The sequence below is a fragment of the uncultured Pseudacidovorax sp. genome, from assembly GCF_913773995.1.
In the GTDB taxonomy this organism is placed as follows: Bacteria; Pseudomonadota; Gammaproteobacteria; order Burkholderiales; family Burkholderiaceae_C; genus Xenophilus.
Genome location: NZ_CAJYES010000226.1, coordinates 16,527 through 42,898, shown reverse-complemented (window position 1 = coordinate 42,898; position 26,372 = coordinate 16,527). Strand labels below are relative to the sequence as shown.

The following is a 26,372-nucleotide window of genomic DNA, read 5'->3' as shown; positions in this document are numbered from 1 at the left end:
CCCTGGGGGCTCTTCTTATTTGTCAGGCGCGTGTCACGGCACCAGCGCATCCAGCACCGCAGGGCTGGTCTGCACCGCCGCACGCCGGTGATAGAAGTCCAGCGCCCGCAGGCCGCCCAGCTCGGCGCCGCCACCGGCGCGGCCCGGGCCGCCGTGCAGCGACATCGGCATCACGTTGCCGTGGCCGGTGTGCGCCTGCGCCACCTCGGGCGTCACGGCATGCACGCGGCCGTGGCTTGCGGCCAGGGCGAGCGCGGCGCGGCCGATCTCGGCCGGGTCGTCGCCGTAGACCGAGGCCACCAGCGAGCCCAACCCGCGTTCGGTCAGGGCCAGCGCATGCGGCAGGTCGCGGTAGGGCAGGAGCGTGGCGACGGGACCGAACACCTCCACGTCGTGCACCACGGCCGCGCTGTCGGCATCGCGGGCGCCCAGCAGCACCGGGCCGATGCAGGCGGCGATGGCCGGGTCGCAATCCACCAGCGCGGCGCGGCGGCCGTCGTGCAGCACCTCGGTCGCGGCCTCCAGTTGCTGCAGGCCCTGCTGGACGGAGGCCAACTGCTCGCGGCTGACCAGCGAACCCATGCGCACCGACTCGTTGCGCGGATTGCCCACGCTCACTTTCGCCAGCCGGGCGGAGACGGCCTCGGCCACCGGCGCATAGAGCGCCTCGGGCACCAGAACGCGGCGGATGGCGGTGCATTTCTGGCCCGACTTGACCGTCATCTCGCGCACCACCTCCTTGACCAGCAGCTCGAACACCGCATCGCCGGGCGCGGCGCCGGGCAGCAGCAGGGCGCTGTTGAGGCTGTCGGCCTCGATATTGGCGCGTACCGAATGGCGAGCCACCGCCGCATGGCCGCGGATCAGCGCCGCGGTGTCGGCCGAGCCGGTGAAGGAGACCAGATCGAAGGGCGTCAGCGCATCCATCAACCCGGCCGAGCTGCCGCAGACGATGGACAGCGCCCCCGGCGGCAGCACGCCGGCCTCGATCACGTCGCGCACCATGCGCTGCGTGAGCCAGGCGGTGGCCGTCGCGGGCTTGACGATCACCGGCACGCCCGACAGCAGGGCCGGTGCCGCCTTCTCCCACAGCCCCCAGGCCGGGAAGTTGAAGGCATTGATGAACAGGGCCACGCCCTGCACCGGCACCTGCACGTGCTGGGACTGGAAGACCGGCTCGCGGCCCAGCCGCACTGGCTCGCCGTCCTTCAGTGCGTGGGCGTCGCCCAGCGACTCGCCCCACTTGGCGTACTGGCCCAGCGTGAAGATGCCGCCGTCGATGTCCACCGCCGAGTCGTTCTTCACCGTGCCCGAATTGGCGGTGGCGATCTCGTAGTAGGCATCGCGGTTGGCCTGCAGCACCTTGACGATGGCGGCCAGCAGGCCGGCACGCTCGCGGTAGCTCAGCGCCCGCAGCGCCGCGCCGCCGGTCTGGCGTGCGAAGGCGAAGGCGGCGGGCAGGTCCAGACCGGTGGCGTCGACGCGCACGAGCTCGGTGCCGAGCACCGGGTCGACCAGCGGCGTGCCGGCGCCGGTGCCCGCCTGCCAGCGGCCGGCGACGTGGTTCTGGAGAAGTTCGGTGGTCATCGCTCAGGCGCCTTTGGTGAATTCGATGCGGCCCTCGGGCAGCAGGTAGAGCACCAGCGCGCGGCCGTCGCTCACGGTGGGCCGGTGGGCGCTGCCCGGCGGGTAGACGCACCAGCCGGCGGGCCGGCCGTCGAAGGCGGCGCGGCTGTCCGCGAGCGGCATGATCAGGTCGATCTCGCCGTTCGGGTGCACATGGTGCGGACCTGCAATGTCCTGCATGTCGACCACGTCGACCGAGAAGCGATGCAGGGCGTCCTCGGCTTTGAAGACGCGGCCGTAGCGGATGCCGCCGCCCTCGCGCTCGCACAGCCAGCCCTGGGCCACGCCCTCTTCGCAGCTGGCCTTGAGCTGGGCATAGGTGGCGCTGCGCGCTCCGTGCTCGGCGTTGAGCCAGGCGTCCAGCGCGGCATCGAGCGGCCGGCCGGCGATCTGGGCCGTCAGTGCGGCCACCTGGGCATGGAAGGCTTGCTTGGACATCGTGGATCTCGCTGTCGGGGTGCTTGTCTCTCTGCGGGTTGACGCCAGTGCTTGCCGGCGCCGTTCATGTGCAGTATCTTGCTTGCGGACGAACCATAGAAGCGCACCTGATGCATGTCAAGCAACATAGTGCATGTTGGGTGTTATCCCTAGGTGCGGTGAAGACGGAAGGGCCGGCGATGAATCGGCCGACGCGAGGGCCGGTGGCGCCTCGCGACAATCGCGTTGTGAAGGACGATGCAATGAGCGAACCCGAGAGCGCGCTGCGGCCTGGTGAGGCGGAAGCGGACGCGCATCCGCCGGAGGCGGCCAACACCGCCTCGGGCGGCGAAAACCGCCATCCGCTGCTGGCGGCCGTGGGCGAGCGCGCCCGCAGCCTGCGCGCGCGGCGCGGACTGACGCGCAAGGCCGTGGCGCAGGCGGCCGACGTGTCGGAGCGCCACCTGGCCAACCTCGAATACGGCATGGGCAACGTGTCGATCCTGGTGCTGCAACAGGTGGCGGGCGCGCTGCAGTGCTCCATGGCCGAGCTGCTCGGCGACGCGACCACCAGTTCGCCCGAATGGCTGCTGATCCGCGAACTGCTCGAAAACCGCAGCGAGGCCGACCTGCGCCGCGCCCGCATCGCGCTGGGCGAGCTGTTGGGCACTGCCGGCATCGACCCGGCCCGCAAGCGCCGCTTTGCACTGGTGGGCCTGCGCGGCGCCGGCAAGTCCACGCTGGGCCAGATGCTGGCCGAGGACCTGGGCTTGCCCTTCATCGAGCTCAGCCGCGAGATCGAGAAGTTCGCAGGCTGCAGCGTGCGCGAGATTCACGACCTGTACGGCACCAACGCGTACCGCCGCTACGAGCGCCGCGCGCTGGAAGAAACGGTGCAGATCTACGGCGAGGTGGTCATCGCCACGCCGGGCGGCATCGTCTCCGACCCGGCCACCTTCAACGAGCTGCTGGCCCACTGCACCACCGTGTGGCTGCAGGCCCGGCCCGAGGAGCACATGGGCCGCGTCATCGCCCAGGGCGACATGCGCCCCATGGCCGCCAGCCGCGAGGCGATGGACGACCTCAAGCGCATCCTCGACGGACGTGCGGCCTTCTATTCCAAGGCCGACCTCACGGTCGACACCGGCGGCACCACGCTGCCGCAGGCTTTCGAGGCGCTGCGGGCGGCGGTGCAGAAGGTAATGGCCGAGCCGGCCGGCGCCTGAGCACGGCGCAGCGTCTGGTCGCCGTCGTTCAGGGGGCGAACACTTCCTGCAACGTTGCCAGCGTCTTGGCGAGGGTCTTTGCGGACAGCGCGCCCATCTTGCGGACCAGGCGGACCTTGTCCACCGTGCGAAGCTGGTCCAGCAGGATCAGGCCTTCGGCGCCCGCGTGCGTCACGGGGATGCGGAAGGGCGCGGCAAAGCCCTTGGACGTCATCGGCGCCACGATCACGGTGCGCAGGTGATTGTTCAGCTCGGCCGGCGAGACGATGACGCACGGCCGGGACTTCTGGATCTCGCTGCCCACTGTGGGGTCAAGGTTGACCAACCAGATTTCTCCGCGCTTCACCAGGCCAAGTCCTCGTCGCCTTCGTTGCCGAATTCGCCCATGACCAGCGCATCGCCGCCCTGGGTGCTCACGCGGGCTGCGGCTTCCGCCCAGCCTTCCCGGACGCGGGGCGCGGCTTTGCGCAGCAGGATGACGCCGTTCTCGACAAGCAATTCGGCGTCAGTGACGTCCTCCAGACCGGCCTGAGCCAGCACAGTCTTGGGGAGCACGACGCCCTTGCTGTTGCCGATGGCGCGGATGGTGACGGCGATAGCGGGCATAGTAATAACAATGTTATTACGATCAGCGCTGGCCTGTCCAGAACCGCTTGCAACAACGTCATCTGGCCTTGCTGCCGTCCGCCCTGAGTTGGTCGAAGACGGCTCGGCGCGCAGGCGAAGGAATTGCCTCTGGTCACGTCGCGGCCTTGGTTGCTCCCTCGGGATACCCCCAGCCCAAAAACCCGGCAGGCCCTCTCCGCCTTGACTTGACGCGCCCGTAAACATGCATAATGATGCATGTCATCGACGAAGCAACATGCAAAGTGCTTCCGGTTGACCCACCCAGGAGACACCCCATGAGCGAGAGCGCAGCAGCAAGCAGCACCACCGCGGCCCAGGCGCCGGTGGACTACCGCACGGACCCCAGCCAGTACAAGCACTGGAAGCTCAGCATTGACGGCGCCATTGCCCGGCTGACGCTGGACATCGCCGAGGACGGCGGCCTGCGCCCCGGCTACAAGCTCAAGCTCAACAGCTACGACCTGGGCGTGGACATCGAACTGCACGACGCCCTCAACCGCGTCCGCTTCGAGCACCCCGAAGTGCGCACGGTCATCGTCACCAGCGCCCGCGACCGCATCTTCTGCTCGGGCGCCAACATCTTCATGCTGGGTCTCTCCAGCCATGCCTGGAAGGTGAACTTCTGCAAGTTCACCAACGAGACGCGAAATGGCATCGAGGACTCGTCGAAGCACTCCGGCCTCAAGTTCCTGGCCGCCGTCAACGGCGCCTGCGCCGGCGGCGGCTACGAGCTGGCCCTGGCCTGCGACGAGATCATGCTGGTGGACGACCGCTCCTCCGCCGTCAGCCTGCCCGAGGTGCCGTTGCTGGGCGTGCTGCCCGGCACCGGCGGCCTCACCCGCGTGACCGACAAGCGCCATGTGCGCCACGACCTGGCCGACATCTTCTGCACCAGCGTCGAAGGCGTGCGTGGCCAGCGCGCCGTCGAATGGCGCCTGGTCGACGCGGTGGCCAAGCCGGCGCAGTTCGCTGCGGCCGTGCAGGAGCGCGCGATGAAGCTCGCCGAAGGCAGCCCCCGTCCCGCCGGCGTCCGCGGCATCGCGCTGCCCCGCTTGGAACGTGAGGAATCGGCCGACGGCATGCGCTACTCGCATGTCGAGGTGTCGGTGGACCGCGCCAAGCGCACCGCCACGCTCACGCTCAAGGCCCCGCAGTCCGCACTGCCGGCCGACATCGCCGCCATCGAGGCCGCTGGCGCCGGCTGGTGGCCGCTGGCCCTGGCCCGCGAGCTGGACGACGCCATCCTGCACCTGCGCACCAACGAGCCCGACATCGGCACCTGGCTGCTCAAGACCCGCGGCGAGGCCGAGGCCGTGCTGGCCGCCGACCGCCAGCTGCTGGCGCACCAGGACCACTGGCTGGCCCGCGAGACGCTGGGCGCGCTGCGCCGCACCTTCGCGCGGCTGGACGTGTCCTCGCGCACGCTGTTCGCCGTGGTGGACGAGGGCTCCTGCTTCGCCGGCCTGTTCGCGGAGTTGGCCTTCGCCGCCGACCGCACCTACATGCTGGCCCTGCCCGACGCGCCCGAGAAGGCGCCGAAGCTGGTGCTGGATGAACTCAACTTCGGCCTGCTGCCGCTGGTCAACGACCAGAGCCGCCTGCAGCGCCGCTTCTACGAAGAGGCCGGCCCGATGGAGGCCGCCCGCGGCGCCGCCGGCCGACCCATCGATGCCGACGAGGCGATGACGCTGGGCCTGGTCACCGCCGCGCCCGACGACATCGACTGGGAGGACGAACTGCGCATCGCGCTGGAAGAGCGCGCCGCCATGTCGCCCGACGCCCTCACCGGCCTGGAGGCCAACCTGCGCTTCGCCAGCCAGGAGAACATGCTGACCCGCATCTTCGGGCGGCTGTCGGCCTGGCAGAACTGGATCTTCCAGCGTCCCAATGCAGTCGGCGAGGCAGGCGCCTTGAAGGTCTACGGCACCGGCCAGAAGGCGGGCTTCGACATGAAAAGGGTCTGACCCCCAGGCTCCGCGGACTGCGTCCGCGCCGCCCACCCCCTTGCAGGGGGCGACGCCTGCGGCCAGCCCTTCGACGGGCTCAGGACAGGACAAAGCCGGTTCCGCGGCATATCCAGCGAAGACGGCGTTCCCCACTTCCTTCTTTCTCTCAACGAGGTCGAGACATGAGCAGCATCAACTACAGCGAGAAGATCCCCAACAACGTCAACCTGGCCGAGGACCGCACGCTGCAGCGCGCGCTCGAAGGCTGGCAGCCCAACTTCATCAACTGGTGGGACGACGTGGGCCCCGAGGGCTCCACCAACTACGACGTCTACCTGCGCACCGCCGTGAGCGTGGACCCCAACGGCTGGGCCCAGTTCGGCCACGTCAAGATGCGCGACTACCGCTGGGGCATCTTCCTGAACCCGGGCGACCCTAGCCGTGAGATCCACTTCGGCGACCACAAGGGTGAGAAGGCCTGGCAGGACGTGCCCGGCGAGCACCGCGCCAACCTGCGCCGCATCATCGTCACGCAGGGCGACACCGAGCCCGCTTCGGTCGAGCAGCAGCGCCATCTGGGCCTTACCGCGCCCAGCCAATACGACCTGCGCAACCTCTTCCAGGTCAATGTGGAAGAAGGCCGCCACCTGTGGGCCATGGTCTACCTGCTGCACAAGCACTTCGGCCGCGACGGCCGCGAAGAGGCCGAGGCGCTGCTGGAGCGCCAGAGCGGCGACGAGAACAACCCCCGCATCCTGGGCGCGTTCAACGAGAAGACGCCGGACTGGCTGAGCTTCTTCATGTTCACCTACTTCACCGACCGCGACGGCAAGTTCCAGCTGTCGGCCCTGGCCGAGTCCGCCTTCGATCCGCTGGCGCGCACCACCAAGTTCATGCTGACCGAAGAGGCCCACCACATGTTCGTGGGCGAGTCGGGCGTCAGCCGCGTCATCCAGCGCACCTGCCAGGTGATGAACGAACTCAAGACCGACGATCCGAAGAAGGTGCGCGAGGCCGGCGCCATCGACCTGGAGACCATCCAGCGCTACCTCAACTTCCATTACTCGGTGACCATCGACCTGTTCGGCGCCGACCAGTCCAGCAACGCCGCCACCTTCTACAGCTCGGGCCTCAAGGGCCGCTACGAAGAAGGCAAGCGCACCGACGACCACGTCCTCAAGAACCAGACCTACAAGGTGCTGGAGGTCAAGGACGGCCAGTTGCTCGAGAAGGAAGTGCCGATGCTCAATGCCCTCAACGAGGTGCTTCGCGACGACTTCATCAAGGACTCGGTGGCCGGCGTGAGCCGCTGGAACAAGGTGATCGAGAAGGCGGGCATCCCCTTCCGGCTCACCGTGCCGCACAAGGCCTTCAACCGCGCCATCGGTGCCCTGGCCGGCATCCGCATGTCGCCGGACGGCCGCGTGGTGAGCGAGACCGAGTGGGAGGCCAAGAAGAAGGAATGGCTGCCCACCGACGAGGACCGCGCCTTCGTGGCCTCGCTGATGGGCCGCGTGGTCGAGCCCGGCAAGTTCGCCAACTGGATCGCACCGCCGGTCATGGGCATCAACCGCCAGCCCGTCGATTTCGAGTACGTGCGTTTCGCCTAAGGCGTCTGGCGCCCTCTCTGCCTCGGACACCCTACGACCCGTTCGCGTTGAGCCTGTCGAAACGCCGCGCAAGGCTTCGACAAGCTCAGCCCGAACGGTCTGGGAATACCGACCGGCGATCGGGGCAGTGGGCTGGAGGCACGCATAGTCAGTCAAAGCGGGCGGTGACGCCCGTCCTTCCTGCGCGAGAGGCCCTGAGGTCGTGGCGACGCAGGCGGACCGAGAAAGAGAGAAACGATGGAAACGGCTGAAGCTGTGGCGGTCATCAGGCAGCACCTGATCGATCCCGAGATCTGCATCCGCTGCAACACCTGCGAGGCCACCTGCCCCATCGGGGCGATCACGCACGACGACCGCAATTACGTGGTCAAGGCCGACGTGTGCAACGGCTGCATGGCCTGCATCTCGCCCTGCCCGACGGGCTCCATCGACAACTGGCGCACCGTGCCAGCGGCCAAGGCCTATCCGATCGAGGAGCAGCTTCTGTGGGACGAGCTGCCCGCGGAGCTGACGCCCGAACAGCTGGCGGCCGAAGGCGTGCCTGCCGATGCCGCCGAGGCCGCGCCCGCCGCTGCACCGGCAAACGCGGACGCCGTGGCCGAGCCCGGCACCGCGCCTTTCCACTCGGCCAGCTACGGCGCCACCCGCCCGCCCTGGTCGGCCGCGCATCCGTACACCAACCTGCATGCGCCCAAGAGCCCCATCACCGCCACGGTGACGGGCAACTTCAACTGCACCGAAGCCGGCTTCGACAGCGAGACGCACCACATCGTGCTGGACTTCGGCGTCATGCCCTTCCCGGTGCTGGAAGGCCAGTCCATCGGCATCGTGCCGCCGGGCACCGATGCGCTGGGCCGCGCGCACCAGCCGCGGCAGTACTCGGTGGCCAGCGCGCGCAACGGCGAGCGGCCGGGCTACAACAACCTGTCGCTCACGGTGAAGCGCGTCACGCAGGACCACCAGGGCCAGGCCGTGCGCGGCATCTGCTCCAACTACCTGTGCGACCTCCAGGTGGGCGACACCGTGCAGGTGGTCGGTCCCTTCGGCAGCAGCTTCCTGATGCCCAACCATCCCAGGTCGCACATCGTCATGATCTGCACCGGCACCGGCAGCGCGCCCATGCGGGCCATGACCGAATGGCGGCGGCGCCTGAGGAAGAGCGGCAAGTTCGAAGGCGGCAAGCTGATGCTCTTCTTCGGCGCCCGCACCCAGCAGGAACTGCCCTACTTCGGCCCGCTGACCAGCCTGCCCAAGGACTTCATCGACATCAACCTGGCCTTCTCCCGCACACCCGGGGAGCCGAAGAAATATGTGCAGGACCTGATGCGTGAGCGCGCCGCCGACTTGGCGCTGCTGCTGCGCGACGAGGCTGCACACTTCTACGTGTGCGGCCTCAAGAGCATGGAAGAAGGCGTGGTGCTGGCCCTGCGCGACGTGGCCCACGAGGCCGGCCTGGACTGGGAGCAGATCGCGGCGCGGCTCAAGCAGGAAGGGCGGCTGCACCTGGAGACGTACTGACGGACAAACGACCGGGGGCAGGTACACCACCAGGTCCATAAAGAGCGTCGGCTCGCCAGAGTGCCCCCGACGCGAGACACTTGCGGCTCGCCGTTTCCGGCCCACCTCGCCACGGAGCCTTTGATGAACCGTCCCGCCAGCGTCACCTTCCCCGCCCCCATCGCCCCCGATGCGCTGCCCAGCTTTTCCGCCTACGAGGCGCAGGCGCGCAAGCGCGGCTTCGACGAAGTGACCGAGCGCATGTGGGAGCCGGACACGCAGGTCGCCAGCCACGGCCATCCCTTCGCCGTGGAAGCCTTGATGGTGCAGGGCGAGCTGACCCTCACCGTCGGTGACGAGACCCGGGTGCTGCACCGCGGCGACCGCTTCGTGCTGGCCCCCGATCAGCCGCACGAGGAGCGCTACGGTCCCGACGGTGCGACCTACTGGGTGGCCCGGCTGCATGCGCAGGCCATGCCGCCGCTGGAGGAAGCGCCCCGCTGAGGCGGTTTCGCACCGGATGAAGTTTGCCGAATTCCGCCCCGGTCAGGTCATCGAGGCCGGTCCGCATGCCGTCACCGAGGAAGAGGTGCTCGGCTTTGCCCGCCAGTGGGACCCGCAGTGGTTTCACACCGATCCCGAGGCGGCGGCCGAGGGCGTGTTCGGGGGACTCATCGCCAGCGGCTGGCACACCTGCGCCATCGCCATGCGGCTGGTGGTGCAAGCGGCACTGCACGACTCCGAATCCTTCGCCTCGCCGGGCATCGACCACATCCGCTGGTCCCGGCCCGTGCGTCCCGGCGACCGGCTGCGCCTGCGGGCCGAGGTGATCGAGGCGCGCCGCTCGGACACCAAGGCGCACCTGGGCATCCTGCGCTGGCGCTGGCAGCTGTTCAACCAGCACGATGTGCAGGTGCTGGACGCCATGGTCACCAGCCTGTTCCGGCTGCCCTGAACGCGAGCGGCCCCGCTGGCCATCGTCGGCGCCGTGGATGGCCGGCGCCGCTGACTTCGATGCGCCGCCCGCCTTAGCCCACCGCCGGCAGCACCTCGCCCCGGCATTCGCCGAAGCCGATGCGGGCATGGCCATCGCGTTCGCACCAGCCGCGCAGGATCACCGTGTCGCCGTCCTCCAGGAAGGTGCGCGTCTCGCCGGTGGCCGGCAGGTCGATGGCCTGCGTGCCGCCGCGCGACAACTCGACGATGGCGCCTGCCTCGCCCGGCGTGGGCCCGGAGATGGTGCCGGTGCCCAGCAAGTCGCCCGGCTGCAGGTTGCAGCCGCCCACCGTGTGCTGCGCCACCATCTGCGCGAGCGTCCAGTACTGGTGGCGGAAGCTGGTGGCCGACAGGCGGTCGCCGGCATGCCCCGCCTCACGGTGCCGCGGGCTCTGCAGGCGCACCTCCAGTTGCACGTCGACGCCGCCGTGCGCGCGATTGGCGGCGCTGTCCAGATAGGCCAGCGGCTGCGGTTCGTCGTCCGCACGTTCGAAGGCCACGCGGTAGGGCGCGAGCGCCTCCATCGTCACGATCCAGGGCGACACGCTGGTGCAGAAGTTCTTGCCCAGGAAGGGGCCCAGCGGCGCCATCTCCCAGAACTGGTGGTCGCGCGCCGACCAGTCGTTGAGCAGGCACATGCCGAAGATGTGCGATTCGGCCTGGCCGATGCCGATGGGCCGGCCCTGGGCATTGCCCGGGCCGACGTAGAAGCCCATCTCCAGCTCATAGTCCAGCCGGCGGCAGGGGCCGTACTGCGGTGCGGCGGCACCGGGTGCCATGGCCTGGCCCATGGGGCGGTGGAAGGCCGTGCCGCTGGGCACCACGCTGGAGGCGCGGCCGTGGTAGGCGATGGGCAGCCAGCGGAAGTTGGGCGTGAGCGGATCGTCGGGCTTGAGCACCCGGCCCACGTTCAGCGCGTGATGCACCGAGGTGTAGAAGTCGGTGTAGTCGCCAATGCGGCTGGGCAGGCCCATCTCGGCCTGGGCCTGCGGCACGAGCGCGGCGCGCAGGGCCTCGGCGGCCGAGCCCGTGGCACCGTCGATCAATGCATCGAAGAGCGCAAGACGCAGCGCATGCCAGGCCTCGGGCCCCATGGCCATCAGCGCATTCAGCGTGGGCTGTGACGCGGCCTGCAAGGCCTGCGCGGCCAGCCCGGTGAAGGCGCCGCGGGCCGCCATCGCCTGCAGGTCGATCACCTGGTCACCAATGGCCACGCCACCGCGGAAGGCCTCGTTGGTGCCGGCACGGCGGAACACGCCGAAGGGCAGGTTCTGGATCGGGAAGTCACCGCCCGATGCGTTGGCGCTGGCCAGCCAGCTGCGCGCATCGGCGTCATGGGTGCGGTCGAGCGTCATCGATGCTGCTCCTCAGGCCGAGGCCATCAGGGCGTCGTCGAAGATGGCGACGGCGCGCGTCCAACCCGCGGACGCGCCGCGGATCTTGTGCGGGAAGCAGCTGATGAAGAAGCCATCGGGCGGCAGCGCCTCCAGGTTGTGCAGCTTCTCGATGTGGCAGTAGCCGATGTCGCGGCCGGCCTTGTGGCCTTCCCAGATCAGGCCGGCGTCCTGGGTCTCGCCGTACTTCTGAGCGGTGTGGACGAAGGGCGCGTCCCAGCTCCAGCCGTCGGTGCCCGTCAGGCGCACGCCGCGCTCCAGCAGGTACATGGTGGCCTCGTAGCCCATGCCGCAGCCGCTGGAGACATAGTCGTTCTGACCGTAGCGCTCGCCCGCGCGCGTGTTGACCACCACGATCTCCAGCGGCTTGAGCACATGGCCGATGCGGGCCAGTTCGGCCTCCACGTCGGCGGCCGTCACCACATAGCCGTCCGCGAAGTGGCGGAAGTCCAGCTTCACCCCGGGCTGGAAGCACCACTCGAGCGGCACGGCATCGATGGTGATGGCGGGCTTCTTCTCGCCCAGCGCCTTGTCCATGGTGGAGTGGAAGTGGTAGGGCGCATCCAGGTGCGTGCCGTTGTGGGTGGACAGCTGCACCTGCTCCACCGCCCAGCCCTCGCCGTCGGGCAGGTCGGCCTTCTGCAGGCCGGGGAAGAAGGGCACGATCTGCTCGACCGTGTTCTCGTGCGTGAAGTACTGGATCTTGGGCGCGAAGGGCGGCGGGTCGCTCACCACGTCGTTCTCGAGGTAGATGGACAGGTCGACGAATTTGCGGGGCATCGGGGGTCTCCTTTGAGGAACAAGTGATTCAAGCGGCCGCGGAGCAGGCCATGCCTGCGGCCTCCACGGAACTGGCTTGGCCAGGCCGTGGGCGGCGCCCCCTGGAAGGGGGTGGCGGAGCGCAACGAAGTGCGCGGAGCCTGGGGGTGGTCATCTTTGCCAGCGCAGCAATTTGTGTTCTGCGAAGGCCAGCAAGCCATTGCTGACGAAGCCGATCAGCCCCAGCAGCACGATGCCGGCGAACAGCTCGCTGGCCCGGAAGGCGCGTGCCGCCAGCAGGATGGCCTGGCCCAGGCCGCCCTGCGAGGCGATCATCTCGCCCACCACGGCCACGATCAGCGCAACGGTGAGGGCCAGGCGCATGCCAGCCAGGATGTCGGGCATGGCATGCGGCAGGCCGATCTTGAGGATGAAGGCGGGGCGGGACAGCTGCAGGCAGCGCGTCACCTCGGCCAGCCGCGCATCGACGGTGGCCAGCCCATGCACCGTGGCCAGCAGCACCGGCCACATGGCGCCGAAGGCCACCACCACCAGCACCATGCGCGGGCTCAGCCCGAAGATGGCGATGGCCACCGGCAGCACCGCCGAGGCCGGCAGCGGTCGGATGAACTCCAGCATCGGCTGCAGCCAGGCACGGGCCGCGGCCGAGGCGCCGATGAACACGCCCAGCGCCACACCCGCCAGCGAGGCCAGCAGCCAGCCCTGCAGCATCCGGCCGACGGTGTCGAAGGTCCATGACGCCAGCTCGCCGCGGCCGTTGCCGCGCAGGTTGAAGCCCTCGGCCAGCGCGTCCCAGGTGGCCTGCGGCGTGGGCAGGAAGACGCGACTGACCCAGCCCAGGTTGCTGGCCGCCCACCACAGCGCGATCAGCGCTGCGAGCACCAGGGCCGAGCCCAGCCAGCTGCTCGTCTTCAGGCGCTCGTTCATGCGGCCCCCATCCGGCGGGCGACGCACTGCTGCAGCCGCAGCATGGCAGCATTGACCGCATAGCCCACCACGCCGATCCAGCCCAGCCAGGCCAGCATCAGCGCGGGGTCGAAGCTCTGCTGCGCGATCATCATGGCGTAGCCCATGCCGTTGGGATTGGCAGCGATCTCCACCGTCACCGCCACCACCAGCGCCACGGCCACGCCCAGGCGCAGCGCGACGAAGAGCCGCGGCGCGATGGCCGGCAGCACGATCTTGAAGGCGCGCTCGCGCGCCGAAAGGCCCAGCACGCGGCTCACCTCCAGCAGCCGCGGCTCCACCTGCCGCACGGCCGCCTGCACCAGCAGCATCAGCGGCCAGAACGTGGCGAAGGCGACCACCGCCATCTCCATGCGCACGCCGAAGCCGAACATCAGCATGGCCAGCGGGATCAGTGCCACCGAGGGCACGGTGCGCAGCAGTTCGGTGGTCATGAAGCCCATACGTGCGGCACGCGCCGACAGGCCCAATGCGATGCCGCCGGTCAGCGCGAGCAGGCTGCCGACGCCCAGGCCGAGCGCCGCGGTGCCGAGGGTGAAGGCGGTGGCCTGCCAGAGTGAGCCGTCCAGGGCTGCGCCCCACCACGCTTGGACCGCCGCGCTCACGGGCGCGAGTGAATCGCTGCCCAGGGCCGAGGCGCGTCGGGCGTAGAGCTCGAATGCGAGCAGCAGCAAGGCGGGGATGACCCAGGGGCGCAGGCGGGTGAGGGGGTGTGGCCTGGCGGTCGGCGCTTCGACAGGCTCAGCGCGAACGGACTGGGTTTTGCGTGGCGCCTGGACAGGCTCGGCGCGAACGGTCGCAGCGCCGAGGGCCGTGGGGTCCGCAGCCCGCTCAGCCATGGCCTTCCTCGATGAAGGTGAAGAGCTCGCGCCGCAGGCGCACGAACTCGGGATGCTCGCGCGTGGTGAGCTGGTCGCGGGGTCGGGGAATGGGCACGTCGATCATGCGCGCCAGGCTGGGCCGGCCTGGGCCCGGGTTGGCCTGCAGGGCCACCACGCGGTCGCCGAGGTAGATGGCTTCTTCCAGATCGTGGGTGACGAAGATCACCGTCAGGCCGTCGTCGCGCACCAGGCGCGCCAGCTCGTCCTGCAGGCCCTGGCGCGTCATCGCGTCCAGTGCGCCGAAGGGCTCGTCCATCAGCATCAGCTCGGGCTGCTGGGCCAGGCAGCGGGCGATCTGCACGCGCTGCTGCATGCCGCCCGACAGCTGCAGCGGAAACTTGTTCGCATGCGCCGCCAGGCCGACCTTGGCCAGCACCTCGGCCGCACGGGCTGCATGCTCGGCGGCAGGCACGTGCGCGGCCTCCAGCGCCAGGCGCACATTGCCTTCCACCGTGCGCCAGGGCAGCAGGGCGCGGCCGTAGTCCTGGAACACGAAGGCGATCTCGCGTACGGGCTGCGTGATGGGCACGCCGTGGCGCAGCACGCGGCCCGCCGTGGGCGCGACCAGCGCGCTGGCGGTGCGCAGCAGCGTCGTCTTGCCGCAGCCGCTGGCGCCGACGATGCAGACGAATTCGCCGCGCCGCACCTCGAAGCTCGTGGGCGACAGGATCTCGCGCCCGCCCAGGCGGATGCTCACCTCGTCGAAGCGCAGCAGCGGCGCTTCTGCGCTCGCGGCGCAGCCCGCGATGGGGGCAGCCGCTGCAGCGGCCGGATGTGCCGCCGCGCGGTTCGCAGCGACCATGAAGTCGGGGGCTCCCATGTCGTGCGCCTGGCCTCAGCGCGCGATCAGCCGCGCCACGTCGGGCGTGCCCTTGAGCATGTCCTGGTCCTTCATCAGCCCCACCCAGTAGGCCAGCTGCTTGTCGGTGACGACCGGGCCGGGCGGCGAAATCTGCACCTTGGCCAGCACCTCGGGCGGCAGCTTGATGTACTTGCCGATGGCCGCGCGCACGCGGGCGTCGTTCTTCGCCTGGCCCATGAAGGCCGCCGCCTCCACCAGCGACTCGCGGAAGGCGCGCACCGCCTGCGGGTTCTTCTCGGCCCAGTCGCGACGGGCCGCATGCACGATGGTCTGGTTGCCCTCGGGCAGGAAGGTGGAGTAGTAGCTCGCCACGTAGCCCGCGCCGGATTCGGTGATGCGGCTCATGAAGGGATCGGCCGACACCACCGCGTCCACCGAGCCGCCGCGCAGCAGGTCCGCATGCTGCGGAAAGGCGGCTTCGACGAAGTTGACCTTGCGGTAGTCCACGCCCTGGTCCTTGAGCCAGGCGCGGAAGGTGACATGCAGGAAGGCGCCCAGGCCCGGCACGCCGATCTTCTTGCCCACGCAGTCCTGCGCGCTCTTGATGCCCGAGCCGGCGCGCGCCACCAGGCCGAAGCCGGTGATGCTCTTGGCGGTGAGGCCGCCGCCGGCCACCAGCACCAGATCCAGGCCGCCATCCACCGCCTGCAGGAAGACCGAGGGCGTGGGTCCGCCGATGGTGAGCGAGTCGGACTGCAGAGCGGCCGGGATGGTCGAGTTGAGCGGGATGAACTTGGGCTCGACGTCCAGGCCGCGCTTGGTGAAGTAGCCTTGTTCCTTGGCCACGAAGACCGAGGCGAAGTCGGTCACCGCCGTGAAGCCGAACACGATCTTCGTCATGCCCTGCGCGCGGGCGGGCAGCGCCGCGGCGGTCAGTGTGGCGGCGCCGAGCGCCGAGAGTGCGGTGCGTCTTTTCATCAGGCTTGTCTCCGTGGGTTGGTCTTCTTGGCAGGCGCCGCGGTCGTGCGGACGGCGCGGGGACGGGGCATGGCGGCGCGCAGCCCACCGGCGATGAAGGCCACCAGCAGTGCGCTGCCGGCCGCGTCGTTGGCATGGGCCTTGCCGCCGGACAGGCGCTCCACCCGCGTGTCGGTCAGGTGGTGCAGCAGCGCGCCCAGCGCGAACTGGTAGCCCCAGGCCACCTGCGCCCGCGTGGCATGGGGCAGAGCGCGCTGCAGGGCGTCGATGAAGGCGTTGGCCAGCGGGTCGAAGTAATGGCGCAGCACGCGGTCGGCCTCTTCGGTGGCATGCGACAGCTCGCGGGCCACCAGCAGGGCGTAGTACTCGCCTTCGCTGCTGGCGCGCAGGGCCAGCACCGGCGCGGTGAAGGCGTCGATGATGCGCGGCAGCGTCTTTGCGTTGGCCGGGTCGATGGGCACCGCGGCCAGCGCGGCCAGACGGCGCTCGATGGTCTGGTTCCAGTGCTCGAAGATGGCCTCGAACAGTGCGTTCTTGGGGCCGAAGTAGTAGCCCACCAGCGCCAGCGGCACGCCGGCCTCGTCGGCGATCTGGCGGATGCTCACGGCGTGATAGCCGTAACGGGCGAAGAGCTTCTCCGCCGCCAGCAGGATGGCTTGGCGGCGGTCGGGCCGCGGCTCGGCGGCTATCGCACGCGACGCTCTGCGCGGGGAGAGGGCGGAGTTCGGCCGTGCACTCATGGGCGTATTGAACGACCGTACAACAGTCTTGCACACACGTACAAACCATGAGCCGTGGCGCCTTGGCCTGCTCCCCAGGCGCGCCGCGGTCCCAGTCGCGCAGACGACGCCGCTGGGGCCAATCCGCATTGAGCGTGCTGCACTGCCGCACTACGCTGGCCGGATGACCGCTCCCGCCTACGTACCCCAGATCCGCCTCTTCCAGAACTGGCTGCGCGACCGCCGCGGCCTGGTGTTCGACAGCTACGACGCGCTGTGGCAATGGTCGGTGACCGACCTGCATGGCTTCTGGCAGGCCATCTGGGACTATGCGGGCATCCAGTCGCCGACACCGCACCGCGCGGTGCTGGCCGACCGGCGCATGCCCGGGGCGGTGTGGTTTCCCGGCGCGCAGGTCAACTACGCCTGGGAGGTGCTGCGTCATGTGGAGCCCGCCGATGCGGCTGGCATGCCGGCCATCGTCAGCGAGAACGAGGCGGGCGAGGTGCGCGAGATGTCCTGGCCCGAGCTCCAGCGCCAGATCGCATCGGTGGCGCTCTCGCTCAAGGCCCTGGGCGTGAAGCGCGGCGACCGCGTCGCGGCCTACCTGCCCAACATCCCCGAGACCATGGTCGCCTTCCTGGCCTGCTCCAGCATCGGCGCCGTGTGGAGCGTGTGCGCGCCCGACATGGGCACTGCCGCCGTGGCCGACCGTTTCAGGCAGATCGAGCCGAAGGTGCTGATCGCGGTGGACGGCGTGCACTACGGCCAGAAGGCGCTGGACCGCAGTGCGGTGGTGCGGGAGCTGCGCGCGCAGTTGCCCACGGCCGAGCACCTGCTGCTGCTGCGCACGCCGCATGCGGCCGAGCCCTTGCCGCACGACATCGACTGGACCACTGCCAGCAGCCGGGACGACGCCGAGGTCGCGGCCTTCGCACCCGAGTGGCTGCCCTTCGACCATCCGGTGTGGATCGTCTATTCCAGCGGCACCACCGGCCTGCCCAAGCCCATCGTGCACGGCCAGGGCGGCATCCTGATGTCGATGGCGCTCTCGCAGATCCATTACGACCTGGGCAGCAGCTATGCGGCCAACAGCTTCGGCGAGCGCTTCCACTGGTTCAGCTCCACCGGCTGGGTGATGTGGAACGCGCAGCTGTCGGGCCTGGTGGCGGGCGCCACCTGCGTCATCTACGACGGCCATCCGGCCCACAGCAAGGAGCAGCCCGACTGGTCGGTGCTGTGGCGCTTCGTGGCGCGCCATGGCGTGACCTTCTTCGGTGCCGGCGCAGCGTACTTCACCAACTGCATGAAGGCCGGTGTGCGCACCGTCGACTGCGGCGACCTCTCGCGCGTGCGCGTGCTGGGCAGCACCGGCTCGCCGCTGGCGGAGGAGGTGCAGCGCTGGGGCAGTGCGCAGATGCTCGAAGCGAAGCTCGCCGCTGGCCTCGTGCCGAAGGCTGGTGCCCTCAGGGGCGGTGCCGACAGTGAGGTCTGGTGGAACAACATCTCGGGCGGCACCGATTTCTGCGGCGCCTTCGTCGGCGGCAACCGCGAGTTGCCCGAGGTGCCGGGCCAGATGCAGTGCCGCTTCATGGGCGCCGCCGTCCACGCCTGGAACGAGAACGGCCAGGCCGTCACCGGCGAAGTGGGCGAGCTGGTCTGCACCGAGCCCATCCCGTCGATGCCGCTGTACTTCTGGAACGACCCGGGCAACGCGCGCTACCTGTCGAGCTACTTCGACACCTATCCCGGCGTCTGGCGGCATGGCGACTGGCTCAAGGTGGGTGCGGACGGCGGCTGCGTCATCTACGGCCGCAGCGACGCCACCATCAACCGCCAGGGCCTGCGCATGGGCACCAGCGAGATCTACAACGCGGTGGAGTCGCTGCCCGAGGTGCTCGACTCGATGGTGGTCGACCTGGAGTACCTGGGCCGCGACAGCTACATGCCGCTCTTCGTGGTGCTGCGTCCCGGCGTGGCGCTGGACGAGGCCATGCGCCGCAAGCTCAACGACGCCATCCGCGCCAGCCTGTCGCCGCGCTTCCTGCCCGACGACATCTTCCAGGTGGCCGAGATCCCGCGCACCCTCTCGGGCAAGAAGCAGGAGCTGCCGATCAAGAAGCTGCTGCTGGGCCAGCCCATCGACAAGGTGGTCAACAAGGAGGCCATGGCCAACCCAGGCTGCCTGGGCTGGTACGTGGCGCTGGCCGAGCGGCGAGCCAGGACGGCTGCCTGAGGCGGCGGCGCCCCGCCGCGCCGGCTGTCGCGCCGGTGGTCGATGACGCGACAGTGGGCACAGGACAATGTGCCCGCACATGCCCCCTCCGTCAGCCACCTCGCGCGGCCTCGTCGCGCTGACCTTCGCCTTCTCCCTCAGCCAGTTCTTCCGTAGCTGCCTCGCGGTCATCGCCCCCGAACTGCAGCACGACCTGGCGCTCTCGCCCGCCGGCTTCGGTGCGTTGTCCTCCAGCTTTTTCCTGGCCTTCGCCGTCGCGCAGGTGCCGGTCGGCGTGGCCTTCGACCGCTGGGGCGTGGGCCGACCCAGCCGCTGGATGCTGGCGATCGGCGTGGTGTCGGCGGCCCTGCTGGTCGCCGCCCCCAATGGCGCCGTCGCCATGGTGGCCCAGGCCGGCCTGGGGCTGGCCTGCGCGCCGGTCTTCATGGGCCTCATGCATTACGCGGCCGAGCAGCTGCCGCCCGCGCGCTTTGCGGCCTTCATCAGCCGGGCCAATGCCGTGGGCATGGTGGGTTCGCTCGTGGCCACGGCGCCGCTGGGCTGGGCCGCCCACCGCATCGGCTGGCGTCCGGCCATCGCGCTGGGCGGTGTCGCCATGCTGCTGGCCTGCATCGGCGTGTGGCGGCATGTGCGCGACCAGGGCCATGCCCAGGCGCGGCAGGAAGGTCCCGCCGCCATGGTGCTGGCCAGCGTCGGGCTGCTGCGCCGGATGGCGCTGTGGACGCTGATCCCGATGTGCATCGCGATGGCGGCGGGCACCAGCTTCCGCAACGCCTGGGGCGGGCCCTACTTCGCGCAGGTCTTCGGGCTGGGGGCCGATGCGCGGGGACTGGCGCTGATGGTGGTGAGCGCTGGGGGCATCCTGGGTGCGCTCACCATTCCGCTGGTCGTGCGCCGCAGCTCGCTGCGTGCCACCGTGGCCGGCTGGACGGCCTTCTCCTTCGTCGCGGCCCTGGCGCTCACCGCCTGGCCCGCGGTGGGGCTGGCCGTGGACCTGACCCTGCTCACCTTCGTCGTCACCGCCGGCATGCTGCACCCGCTGGTGATGAGCCACGGGCGCGCGCTGGTGCCTGCGGCCTTGCGCGGGCGGGGCCTGGGCGTTCTGAACACCTGCGTGTTCGTGGGCTCCGCGGGCGCCTCCTGGGCCTTCGGCCTGATCGCCGAGGCGGGGCAGCGCCGCGGCTGGCCGGTCGACGGCACGTTTGCCGCCATCTTCGGCTGTGCGGCGGCGCTGCTGCTGGCGGGCCTGCTGCCCTACCTGTTCAGTCCAGCGCCGGTGGAAGGGGCGCCAACGCGCCGTTAGGGGCGCACCACACGCCCGCGCGAGTGCGGGGCGCGCGCATCCGGCAAGCGCAGGGATGCGCCGGCGGTCAATGGCCGGGGGCGAGGATCGACTGGCGCAGACGGTACTCGGCCTGCGAATTGGGCATCGGCTGGCCGCGTTGCAGCGACTCGATCCAGGGCCGCAGCACCAGGCGCCGGGTCCAGCCCACGCCCAGCGCCTTCAGCAACGGCCTGGAGATCCGCCCGAAGGGCAGCAGTTGGACATGGCCGTCGGGCCGGATGAGTGCCACCACATGCTGGGCGCCCAGCACCGGCGCCATCCGCCAGGTGGACAGGTCGGGCGTGGGGTACAGGGTGAGCCGGCCCACCCGCGCGCGACCGGCCAGCCGATAGAGCTGGCAGCGGTTCTTGCCCTCGCCCGCCCAGAAGACCGGGACGCCCTCCAGGCCGTGTGCGGTGGCGTCCATGGCGGCGTCATCGGCATGGATCTCGTCCACCATCGCCCGCAGTCGGGCCTGCGGCCGCTCGGGCGTCAGGCGGTAGGCGTCCTTGCGCACCCAGCCGAGCGTGCACCAGGGCGGCAGGCTGGTGCGCGCCCAGGTGCCGACGGGCTCGCCGACGGCCCTGAACCAGTCGCCCAGCAGGTGTCGGGCAAAGTGGTCCGGCAGGTGCGAGGTCTTGAGCGATGCCGCCTGTTGCGGCGTCAGTCCGTGCCAGGCCAGGACCTGTGCGACGCGACTGCGCGGCGGCGTGTTGTCCGGCCAGCGGACCGCATGGTCGAGTGCTTCCTTGAGTTCGCACAGCGGCTCGACGAGGCTGCGCCAGGCTTCTGGAACGAACGGCCCGGTGCGTTCGAGGGTGAGGGGAGGAAGAGCGTCGTTCATGGCGGATATGGCGGGCGGCGCAAGAGGGGCGCGCGTCGTGCAACGTCTCTTCCCGGCTCCCTCCGTATCGATCCCCTCGATTCTGTGCAGACCTTCGCGGATCGCCACGCACTTCATGCGCAAAAGCGGGATTCGGCCGCGTAAATGGGCCTGCAGCGGCGCGCCCGCGCGTCGCTTCTTCAACAAGCCTGCAATTTGGTGAACGAAGCGACGTCGTGTGTCAGCGTTGTCGTGGCCGCGACCCGGCGCCTCGCCGCCCCGGCACTACAACCAGTTGCCCGTGCCCTGCGGCAGCTGGATGCGGGTGGCCGGGTCGCCGCCGTCCACCAGCGTGCCGATCAGCACGCTCAGCAGCGAGATGAAGATGCTGGCGAACAGGGCGGTCCAGAAGCCCGACACACGGAAGCCCTTCACCAGCGCCGCCACCAGCAGGATCATCAGCGCGTTGATGACCAACAGAAACAAGCCGAATGTCAGCAGCGTGAGTGGCAGCGTCAGAAAGATCAGCAGCGGCTTGACGATGGCGTTGGCCAGGCCCAGCAGCAACGCCGACACCACCAGCGAGCCCGCGCCGTCGAACTGCAGGCCACGGAAGATGTGGCTTGCCACCCAGAGCGAGAAGGCAGTGATGGCCCAGTGGAGGAGGAAGGGCGTGAGGTTCGCGAGCATCGGCCCATGATAGGCGTCCGGCCAGGGCCCGCTGTCGGTCTGCGGCGCGCCGCCGGAGGCGCACAGGCCCGTTCAGCGTCGGCCTACAGGCATGCGCCCGGGCGAGACGAGCATGGGTTCCTTCGCAACGAAAGGAGATCCCCATGCCCCGTGGCGACAAGTCCGCCTACACCGACAAGCAGAAGCGTCAGGCTGCGCATATCGAGGAAGGTTATGAGGCGCGCGGCATGCCCGATGCCGAGGCCGAGCGCCGCGCCTGGGCCACCGTGAACAAGGAATCGGGCGGTGGCAAGAAAAGCGGCTCGGGCCGCGGCCACACCGTGAGCCATGCGTCTTCGCGCAAGGGTGGGCACGCGGGCGGTGCGGCGTCTGCCTCGCGCACCGCGGCGCAGCGGTCCGCCTCCGCAAAGAAGGCGGCCGCCACCCGCAAGCGCAACGCGGCGGCCAAGCACTGACGGGCCGCGCCGGCCGCGGCGATGGCGTGCGGCAGCGACTTTGGAGCCGGGCCGCCGCCTCTCTGTTGCGCACGGTCAAGGTGATCGCGGCCCCGTCGGTCTACGCTGCACGCTCCCCAAACGACTGCGTGGAGAGACGACGATGGCCGCCTTGCAATGGTCCGAAGCCCTGGTGCTGGACGCCCCCGTGATGGACCGCACCCATGAGGAGTTCGTCGTGCTGCTGTCCGAGGTCGAGGACGCGCAGGACGACCAGCTGCTGGCCCGCTGGAGTGGGCTCATCGATCACACCGACGCGCACTTCTCCCGCGAGGATCAGTGGATGCAGGCCACCGGCTTCTCCAGCGCCAATTGCCACAGCGTGCAGCACAAGGTGGTGCTCCAGGCCATGCGCGACGGACTGGGCGCCGGGCAGCGGGGCGATCTGGCATTCGTGCGCGAGATGGCGCGGCAACTCGGCGCGTGGTTCGTCCACCATGCCCAGACGATGGATGCGGGTCTGGCGCTGCACCTGCGGAGCGTGGGCCTCGACATGGACACCGGTGAGATCGCGCGGCCCGATGCGCTGCCCGTCGAACCGCTGAAGGGTTGCGGATCGGCGGCCTGCTCGACGGTCGCCGAAGAGTCCGCTGCGGCGGTCGTCTGAGACAACCCCGGCATTCGGCGGGGCTGCTGCCCAAGTGCCCGCGGGTGCCGCGCGGCTGACCTTCTTCTCTGTGTTTCCCCAGGTGCGACGGAAAGAAGCGCGAAACACGCTGCTCAGAAGTGCGTCGGGCCAGCGCCGGTAAGCTGGCGCGTGATGGCCGCGCGCACCGGCGGCACGCGGCGCGCCGCGTCCAGCACCAGACGGCGCAGCAGGCGCTGCGGACCCGAGTCGCCGGCGTAGAGCCGGGCCACGGCATTGGTGCCGTGGTAGATCGGCGCCGTCTCGCGCCGATGCAGGCGCTCGTAGTGCCGCAGCCGGTCGGCGTCGCCCGGATCGGCGACCACGGGCCGCTGGGCCAGTGCGGTACACAGGCTGCGCACGCCCTGCAGTCCCAGGTTGAAGCCATGGGCCGTCACCGGATGCATGCCCACGGCGGCATCGCCGGCCAGGGCGAAGCGATGACCGGCAAAGCGTTCGGCGTAGGTGGCCACCAGCGGATAGGCGTGGCGCTCCCCGGCGAGCCGCAACGGGCCCAGGCCATCGCCGAACTGGCGCTGCACCTCCTGGGCGAACTCGGCCGGTGGCAGGGCGCAAAGCCGGGGCGCCTGAGCGCTGGACACCGTCAGCACGGCCGAGCTGAAGCGTCCCGGCAGCGGCAGCATGGCCAGTGTGCGTTCGGGCCCGAAGCATTCGTGCGCGACGTCGCCGTGATCGGCGGCCTCGTGGGCCACGCGGCACACCACCATCGTGCGGCCGAAGTCCTGCAGGGCTGCGCGCACGCCCAGTTGGCGGCGCAGGCTGGAGAAGCGGCTGTCGGCCGCCACCAGCAGGCGGGCGTGCAGCGGATCGGCGCCATGCCGCGTGAGGTGCGCATGGTCTTGTGTGATGCGCACGGTTTCCACGCGGTGGCCAGGCAGCAGCCGGAGACGCGCCTGCGATGCGGCCGTCTCGAAGCAGGCGCGCCGGATGGCATGGTTGGCCACGATGGCGCCCAGTGCCTCGCAGCCCGTACCGGCCGTATGGAAACGCAGCGCAGGCGACGCCGGACCGCCATCCGTCACGCGCGCCTCGCGGATGCGCCCGATGGCCTCCGCGGGCAGGCGCTGCCAGATGCCCAGTGCGCGCAGCAGGCCGACGCTGGCATGGGTGAGGGCGATCTCGCGGCCGTCGTCGGAGGGGGTGGCCAGGGAGTCCGCGTCCTGATGGTCGAGCACCGCCACCGCATGACCCTGACGAGCGAGCGCAATGCCCAGGGTGAGCCCGGCAGGGCCGGCGCCCACGATGGCGACGTCGAAGGGTTCGATGGAAGGCATGGCGCGTCGAGGGAAGTCGGGCCGACATTGTGGGCAGCCATGCGCCGCGCCGAGTTGACGGGGCTCAACGCGCGTCGACCTGTTCCTCGAGAAGTTCGTACACCGTCAGCGGCGCCTGGCGGCCGCGCAGCAGGGCTTCGGTGGCGATGCGCCGAACGGGCAGGCGGCCGGCCAAGCCGTCCCACGTGGCCTGGGAGATCAGGATGCGCGTGCCCAGGGCCGTGTTGAGCTCTTCCACGCGGCTCGCCACATTGACGGCATCGCCGATGGCCGTGTAGGCCAGCCGGTCGGCGGAGCCCAGCAGCCCCGCGATCACCGTGCCGGTGTGGATGCCGATGCGGGTGGGCAGCGGCGCGCGGCCCGCGGCCCGCGCGCGTGCGTTGAGCGCATCGACCTCGACCTGCAGCGCCAGGGCGGCGCGGCAGGCGCGCAGCTCCGCATCGGGCAGGGTGGCGGGCGCGCCCCACAGCACCATCATCCCGTCGCCGATGTACTTGTCGATGGTGCCGCCGTGCCGGGCGATGACCGCGGCCGCCACATTGAAATACGCCGTGAGCTGCTCCACTAGAACCGAAGGTGGCGTGTCTTCCGCCAGACCGGTGAAGCCCGCGATGTCGGTGAACATCACCGTCACGCGCCGCAGCTGGCCGCTGGCGGACAGGGGCAGGCCTTGGGCCATCAGCTGGCGCACCAGCTCGACGGGCACGAACTGCCGGAAGGCGCTCAGGCCGCGCGCGGAGTCCTCCAGCGCCTGCGCCAGATGCTGGATCTCGAGCACGGGGCTGTGCACGGGGGTGGGCGAGTCCAGATCCAGTCGACCGATCCGGCGGGCCGTCTCGGCCAGGCGTTCGACCGGGGCCGTCACCCGTCGGGCAAGCCGCAGCGACAGCAGCAGGACCACGCCCAGGAAACCCAGCGCCGCGACCAGGGCCCGGCCCAGTGCGCGGTGCACGCCATCGGTCACGCGCGCCTCGGGCACCCAGCTGACGAGCCGCCAGCCGACGGGCGCGATCACCGAGCTCTGCACCAGGTAGCGCTCGCCCTGATGCTCGACCGTGAAGGCGAGGTCGCCCGGACGCGCGAGCGGCTCGCGCAGCGCAGCCAGCACGCCCTCTTCCGCCCGGGCCAGACGGGTGATGCGGCCGGGCTGGTCGCTGCGCGCCAGCACGCGCTGATCGGTATCCAGCAAGGCGCTGTCGCCTGCGCCGGCCTGGGCGAACTGGCGCACGAAATCCGACAGCCGGCCCAGGGTCACGTCGCCCGCGACCACATGGTCGGGGGTGTCCGGGTCGCCGTAGCGCAGGTCGGGGCGGGCATAGGTCACGCCCAGTTCCCGCGTGCCCTGGAACTCGTAAGGGGGCGTCCAAACGGGGCGTCCCGCGGCCACGGCGACGCGGTAGAAGGGGCGCTCGACAGGGTCGTAGGCCGTGGTCGCCACCTCCCGGCGCGTGGTGGCGAAGCGCTGCGCGGGCATCAGGCGCAGATCGGGCGGCACCTTGAAGTCCCAGGTCTCGGTGGTGATGCCCCGCTCGCGCACGACGCGGCGCACCGCCGTGTCCGGATAGCGCTGCACCACCAGCATGCGCGATCGCGCGTCGGCCACATAGAGGTTGTCGAGCTCGGGTGCCTGTTGAAGCAGCACCCACAGCAATTGGGCGGTGTCGTCGGCGCCCGGGCCGGCCGCCGTCAGGCGGGGGGCCTGTGCCATTGCGTCGACCGCGGTGGAGGCACGGGCGAGAAAGGCATCGACCTTCTCCTGCACCCGCCGGTGGCTGGCCCGATGCGCCGTCTCGCCGAAGACGGACACGAGCTGCTGCGTGCCCCATCCGGCAAGCGCAAGAAGCACCAGCGACTGGGTCAGAACCAGGGTGGCGACGAGGGTGCCGACGTCCACCCGGAAGCGGCGGGCGCGAAGCAGCGAGGACGCGAAGAGCATGCAGAACAGACGAGGAGTCCGGAGGGCGCCGGCGAGCGACGATCTTCCGAGCCCCAACCCTTCTTCGTCCTGATGGCCACCAAGCCGTCGGCCGAATGGACGGGAGTGCGCAGAGCCCAGACGACAGAACGTGAAATCACTTTGAACAAGGACGCCATGGGCTTGCACTTTGCAAGACTGCGCGGCTGGCGAGGCGCACAGGGTAGAGCGCGGGCCGGCCTCCTCGATTCCTGCCCGATCGCGCTCCACCATTCACGGTTCTTTACTTGGCACAACCCAACGCTTACGGAGGCACAACCTGGGCTTGACCTGTGCGGCGCACAGTTCATCCCACGCTGCCGCTCCGGTGGCGGTCTTCGGAAAGGAAGCATCATGAACCCCCTTCGTCATTCCCTCGTTGCGGCCGGTCTGCTGGCATGCGCCGCCTTTGCCTCTGCGCAGCCCGCGCCCACGGCCGCTGCGGACGGCACCCCGCCCCCAGCAA

25 protein-coding genes are annotated in these 26,372 nt (G+C 70.1%); 10 read left to right on the top strand and 15 right to left on the bottom strand.

Annotated elements, in window-relative coordinates; genetic code table 11:
- Window positions 1–33 precede the first annotated feature (33 nt).
- Window positions 34–1,587, bottom strand: coding sequence for a 3,4-dehydroadipyl-CoA semialdehyde dehydrogenase (locus tag QZ772_RS20925; RefSeq protein ID WP_295530456.1), 1,554 nt, complete (start codon window positions 1,585–1,587; stop codon window positions 34–36).
- Window positions 1,588–1,590: 3 nt separating this feature from the next.
- Window positions 1,591–2,064 (bottom strand): DUF4863 family protein, encoded by a 474-nt coding sequence (locus QZ772_RS20920; RefSeq protein WP_295530453.1) that lies wholly within the window; start codon window positions 2,062–2,064, stop codon window positions 1,591–1,593.
- A gap of 242 nt (window positions 2,065–2,306) precedes the next feature.
- Between QZ772_RS20920 and QZ772_RS20915 the strand changes: the two genes are divergently transcribed.
- Window positions 2,307–3,269: a helix-turn-helix transcriptional regulator gene (locus QZ772_RS20915; protein WP_295530450.1), complete on the top strand. Its 963-nt coding sequence runs from the start codon at window positions 2,307–2,309 to the stop codon at window positions 3,267–3,269.
- Between the two features lie 28 nt (window positions 3,270–3,297).
- On the opposite strand, the gene QZ772_RS20910 is transcribed toward QZ772_RS20915, so the two are convergent.
- Window positions 3,298–3,618 (bottom strand): type II toxin-antitoxin system PemK/MazF family toxin, encoded by a 321-nt coding sequence (locus QZ772_RS20910; RefSeq protein WP_295530844.1) that lies wholly within the window; start codon window positions 3,616–3,618, stop codon window positions 3,298–3,300.
- A complete protein-coding gene (locus QZ772_RS20905; protein ID WP_295530841.1) occupies window positions 3,612–3,866 on the bottom strand; it encodes an AbrB/MazE/SpoVT family DNA-binding domain-containing protein in 255 nt (84 codons plus the stop codon). The genes QZ772_RS20910 and QZ772_RS20905 overlap by 7 nt, the downstream gene beginning before the upstream one ends.
- Window positions 3,867–4,171: 305 nt before the next feature.
- On the opposite strand from QZ772_RS20905, the gene boxC reads away from it, so the two are divergent.
- The 5 genes from boxC to QZ772_RS20880 all read left to right on the top strand — a co-directional run bounded on the left by boxC (window position 4,172) and on the right by QZ772_RS20880 (window position 9,904).
- On the top strand, window positions 4,172–5,860 hold the full coding sequence (gene boxC / locus QZ772_RS20900) for a 2,3-epoxybenzoyl-CoA dihydrolase (protein WP_295530447.1): 1,689 nt from the start codon (window positions 4,172–4,174) through the stop codon (window positions 5,858–5,860).
- 164 nt (window positions 5,861–6,024) lie between these two features.
- Window positions 6,025–7,452, top strand: coding sequence for a benzoyl-CoA 2,3-epoxidase subunit BoxB (boxB, locus tag QZ772_RS20895; protein WP_295530444.1), 1,428 nt, complete (start codon window positions 6,025–6,027; stop codon window positions 7,450–7,452).
- A 237-nt stretch (window positions 7,453–7,689) separates the two neighbouring features.
- Complete coding sequence (boxA, locus tag QZ772_RS20890) at window positions 7,690–8,970, top strand: benzoyl-CoA 2,3-epoxidase subunit BoxA (protein ID WP_295530441.1); 1,281 nt, start codon at window positions 7,690–7,692, stop codon at window positions 8,968–8,970.
- 123 nt (window positions 8,971–9,093) lie between these two features.
- Complete coding sequence (locus tag QZ772_RS20885; RefSeq protein WP_295530438.1) at window positions 9,094–9,453, top strand: cupin domain-containing protein; 360 nt, start codon at window positions 9,094–9,096, stop codon at window positions 9,451–9,453.
- Between the two features lie 16 nt (window positions 9,454–9,469).
- Window positions 9,470–9,904, top strand: a complete 435-nt coding sequence (locus QZ772_RS20880; RefSeq protein ID WP_295530435.1) for a MaoC family dehydratase — start codon at window positions 9,470–9,472, stop codon at window positions 9,902–9,904.
- Window positions 9,905–9,977: 73 nt separating this feature from the next.
- On the opposite strand, the gene fahA is transcribed toward QZ772_RS20880, so the two are convergent.
- The 7 genes from fahA to QZ772_RS20845 all read right to left on the bottom strand — a co-directional run bounded on the left by fahA (window position 9,978) and on the right by QZ772_RS20845 (window position 16,486).
- Window positions 9,978–11,300: a fumarylacetoacetase gene (fahA, locus tag QZ772_RS20875; protein WP_295530432.1), complete on the bottom strand. Its 1,323-nt coding sequence runs from the start codon at window positions 11,298–11,300 to the stop codon at window positions 9,978–9,980.
- Window positions 11,301–11,312: 12 nt separating this feature from the next.
- A complete protein-coding gene (locus QZ772_RS20870; RefSeq protein ID WP_295530429.1) occupies window positions 11,313–12,119 on the bottom strand; it encodes a cyclase family protein in 807 nt (268 codons plus the stop codon).
- Window positions 12,120–12,269: 150 nt separating this feature from the next.
- Window positions 12,270–13,046: an ABC transporter permease gene (locus QZ772_RS20865; protein WP_295530426.1), complete on the bottom strand. Its 777-nt coding sequence runs from the start codon at window positions 13,044–13,046 to the stop codon at window positions 12,270–12,272.
- Window positions 13,043–13,759 (bottom strand): ABC transporter permease, encoded by a 717-nt coding sequence (locus QZ772_RS20860; RefSeq protein ID WP_295530423.1) that lies wholly within the window; start codon window positions 13,757–13,759, stop codon window positions 13,043–13,045. Before QZ772_RS20860 ends, QZ772_RS20865 begins: the two co-directional genes overlap by 4 nt.
- Before the next feature lie 157 nt (window positions 13,760–13,916).
- The gene (locus QZ772_RS20855; protein ID WP_295530839.1) at window positions 13,917–14,768 is read right to left on the bottom strand and encodes an ABC transporter ATP-binding protein; all 852 of its coding nucleotides are present in this window, start codon (window positions 14,766–14,768) and stop codon (window positions 13,917–13,919) included.
- Between the two features lie 33 nt (window positions 14,769–14,801).
- Window positions 14,802–15,749 (bottom strand): ABC transporter substrate-binding protein, encoded by a 948-nt coding sequence (locus QZ772_RS20850; protein WP_295530837.1) that lies wholly within the window; start codon window positions 15,747–15,749, stop codon window positions 14,802–14,804.
- Window positions 15,746–16,486: a TetR/AcrR family transcriptional regulator gene (locus QZ772_RS20845; protein ID WP_295530420.1), complete on the bottom strand. Its 741-nt coding sequence runs from the start codon at window positions 16,484–16,486 to the stop codon at window positions 15,746–15,748. Before QZ772_RS20845 ends, QZ772_RS20850 begins: the two co-directional genes overlap by 4 nt.
- 163 nt (window positions 16,487–16,649) lie before the next feature.
- On the opposite strand from QZ772_RS20845, the gene QZ772_RS20840 reads away from it, so the two are divergent.
- A complete protein-coding gene (locus QZ772_RS20840) occupies window positions 16,650–18,701 on the top strand; it encodes an acetoacetate--CoA ligase (protein WP_295530417.1) in 2,052 nt (683 codons plus the stop codon).
- Between the two features lie 79 nt (window positions 18,702–18,780).
- Window positions 18,781–20,004, top strand: a complete 1,224-nt coding sequence (locus QZ772_RS20835; protein WP_295530414.1) for an MFS transporter — start codon at window positions 18,781–18,783, stop codon at window positions 20,002–20,004.
- Between the two features lie 67 nt (window positions 20,005–20,071).
- Here QZ772_RS20835 and QZ772_RS20830 read toward each other — a convergent pair whose 3' ends face one another.
- A complete protein-coding gene (locus QZ772_RS20830) occupies window positions 20,072–20,869 on the bottom strand; it encodes a hypothetical protein (RefSeq protein WP_295530411.1) in 798 nt (265 codons plus the stop codon).
- A gap of 264 nt (window positions 20,870–21,133) precedes the next feature.
- Complete coding sequence (locus tag QZ772_RS20825) at window positions 21,134–21,538, bottom strand: phage holin family protein (RefSeq protein ID WP_295530408.1); 405 nt, start codon at window positions 21,536–21,538, stop codon at window positions 21,134–21,136.
- A 143-nt stretch (window positions 21,539–21,681) separates the two neighbouring features.
- Here QZ772_RS20825 and QZ772_RS20820 point away from each other — a divergent pair, with 143 nt between their 5' ends.
- A complete protein-coding gene (locus QZ772_RS20820; RefSeq protein ID WP_295530405.1) occupies window positions 21,682–21,993 on the top strand; it encodes a plasmid stabilization protein in 312 nt (103 codons plus the stop codon).
- 142 nt (window positions 21,994–22,135) lie between these two features.
- The gene (locus QZ772_RS20815; RefSeq protein ID WP_295530402.1) at window positions 22,136–22,639 is read left to right on the top strand and encodes a hemerythrin domain-containing protein; all 504 of its coding nucleotides are present in this window, start codon (window positions 22,136–22,138) and stop codon (window positions 22,637–22,639) included.
- 113 nt (window positions 22,640–22,752) lie between these two features.
- On the opposite strand, the gene ubiM is transcribed toward QZ772_RS20815, so the two are convergent.
- Together ubiM and QZ772_RS20805 are read right to left on the bottom strand one after the other, a co-directional pair.
- Window positions 22,753–23,952 (bottom strand): 5-demethoxyubiquinol-8 5-hydroxylase UbiM, encoded by a 1,200-nt coding sequence (gene ubiM, locus QZ772_RS20810; RefSeq protein WP_295530400.1) that lies wholly within the window; start codon window positions 23,950–23,952, stop codon window positions 22,753–22,755.
- A gap of 64 nt (window positions 23,953–24,016) precedes the next feature.
- Entirely contained in the window at window positions 24,017–25,888 is a 1,872-nt protein-coding gene (locus QZ772_RS20805) for an adenylate/guanylate cyclase domain-containing protein (RefSeq protein WP_295530397.1), read from the bottom strand.
- Between the last annotated feature and the right edge of the window lie 484 nt (window positions 25,889–26,372).

Excerpts from the sequence above, each read along its gene's own strand:
- QZ772_RS20925 (WP_295530456.1), bottom strand. The coding sequence starts at position 1,587 with ATGACCACCGAACTTCTCCAGAACCACGTCGCCGGCCGCTGGCAGGCG.
- QZ772_RS20920 (WP_295530453.1), bottom strand. The coding sequence starts at position 2,064 with ATGTCCAAGCAAGCCTTCCATGCCCAGGTGGCCGCACTGACGGCCCAG.
- QZ772_RS20915 (WP_295530450.1), top strand. The coding sequence starts at position 2,307 with ATGAGCGAACCCGAGAGCGCGCTGCGGCCTGGTGAGGCGGAAGCGGAC.
- boxC (WP_295530447.1), top strand. The coding sequence starts at position 4,172 with ATGAGCGAGAGCGCAGCAGCAAGCAGCACCACCGCGGCCCAGGCGCCG.
- boxB (WP_295530444.1), top strand. The coding sequence starts at position 6,025 with ATGAGCAGCATCAACTACAGCGAGAAGATCCCCAACAACGTCAACCTG.
- boxA (WP_295530441.1), top strand. The coding sequence starts at position 7,690 with ATGGAAACGGCTGAAGCTGTGGCGGTCATCAGGCAGCACCTGATCGAT.
- QZ772_RS20885 (WP_295530438.1), top strand. The coding sequence starts at position 9,094 with ATGAACCGTCCCGCCAGCGTCACCTTCCCCGCCCCCATCGCCCCCGAT.
- QZ772_RS20880 (WP_295530435.1), top strand. The coding sequence starts at position 9,470 with ATGAAGTTTGCCGAATTCCGCCCCGGTCAGGTCATCGAGGCCGGTCCG.
- fahA (WP_295530432.1), bottom strand. The coding sequence starts at position 11,300 with ATGACGCTCGACCGCACCCATGACGCCGATGCGCGCAGCTGGCTGGCC.
- QZ772_RS20870 (WP_295530429.1), bottom strand. The coding sequence starts at position 12,119 with ATGCCCCGCAAATTCGTCGACCTGTCCATCTACCTCGAGAACGACGTG.
- QZ772_RS20865 (WP_295530426.1), bottom strand. The coding sequence starts at position 13,046 with ATGAACGAGCGCCTGAAGACGAGCAGCTGGCTGGGCTCGGCCCTGGTG.
- QZ772_RS20855 (WP_295530839.1), bottom strand. The coding sequence starts at position 14,768 with ATGGTCGCTGCGAACCGCGCGGCGGCACATCCGGCCGCTGCAGCGGCT.
- QZ772_RS20845 (WP_295530420.1), bottom strand. The coding sequence starts at position 16,486 with ATGAGTGCACGGCCGAACTCCGCCCTCTCCCCGCGCAGAGCGTCGCGT.
- QZ772_RS20840 (WP_295530417.1), top strand. The coding sequence starts at position 16,650 with ATGACCGCTCCCGCCTACGTACCCCAGATCCGCCTCTTCCAGAACTGG.
- QZ772_RS20835 (WP_295530414.1), top strand. The coding sequence starts at position 18,781 with ATGCCCCCTCCGTCAGCCACCTCGCGCGGCCTCGTCGCGCTGACCTTC.
- QZ772_RS20830 (WP_295530411.1), bottom strand. The coding sequence starts at position 20,869 with ATGAACGACGCTCTTCCTCCCCTCACCCTCGAACGCACCGGGCCGTTC.
- QZ772_RS20825 (WP_295530408.1), bottom strand. The coding sequence starts at position 21,538 with ATGCTCGCGAACCTCACGCCCTTCCTCCTCCACTGGGCCATCACTGCC.
- QZ772_RS20820 (WP_295530405.1), top strand. The coding sequence starts at position 21,682 with ATGCCCCGTGGCGACAAGTCCGCCTACACCGACAAGCAGAAGCGTCAG.
- QZ772_RS20815 (WP_295530402.1), top strand. The coding sequence starts at position 22,136 with ATGGCCGCCTTGCAATGGTCCGAAGCCCTGGTGCTGGACGCCCCCGTG.
- ubiM (WP_295530400.1), bottom strand. The coding sequence starts at position 23,952 with ATGCCTTCCATCGAACCCTTCGACGTCGCCATCGTGGGCGCCGGCCCT.
- QZ772_RS20805 (WP_295530397.1), bottom strand. The coding sequence starts at position 25,888 with ATGCTCTTCGCGTCCTCGCTGCTTCGCGCCCGCCGCTTCCGGGTGGAC.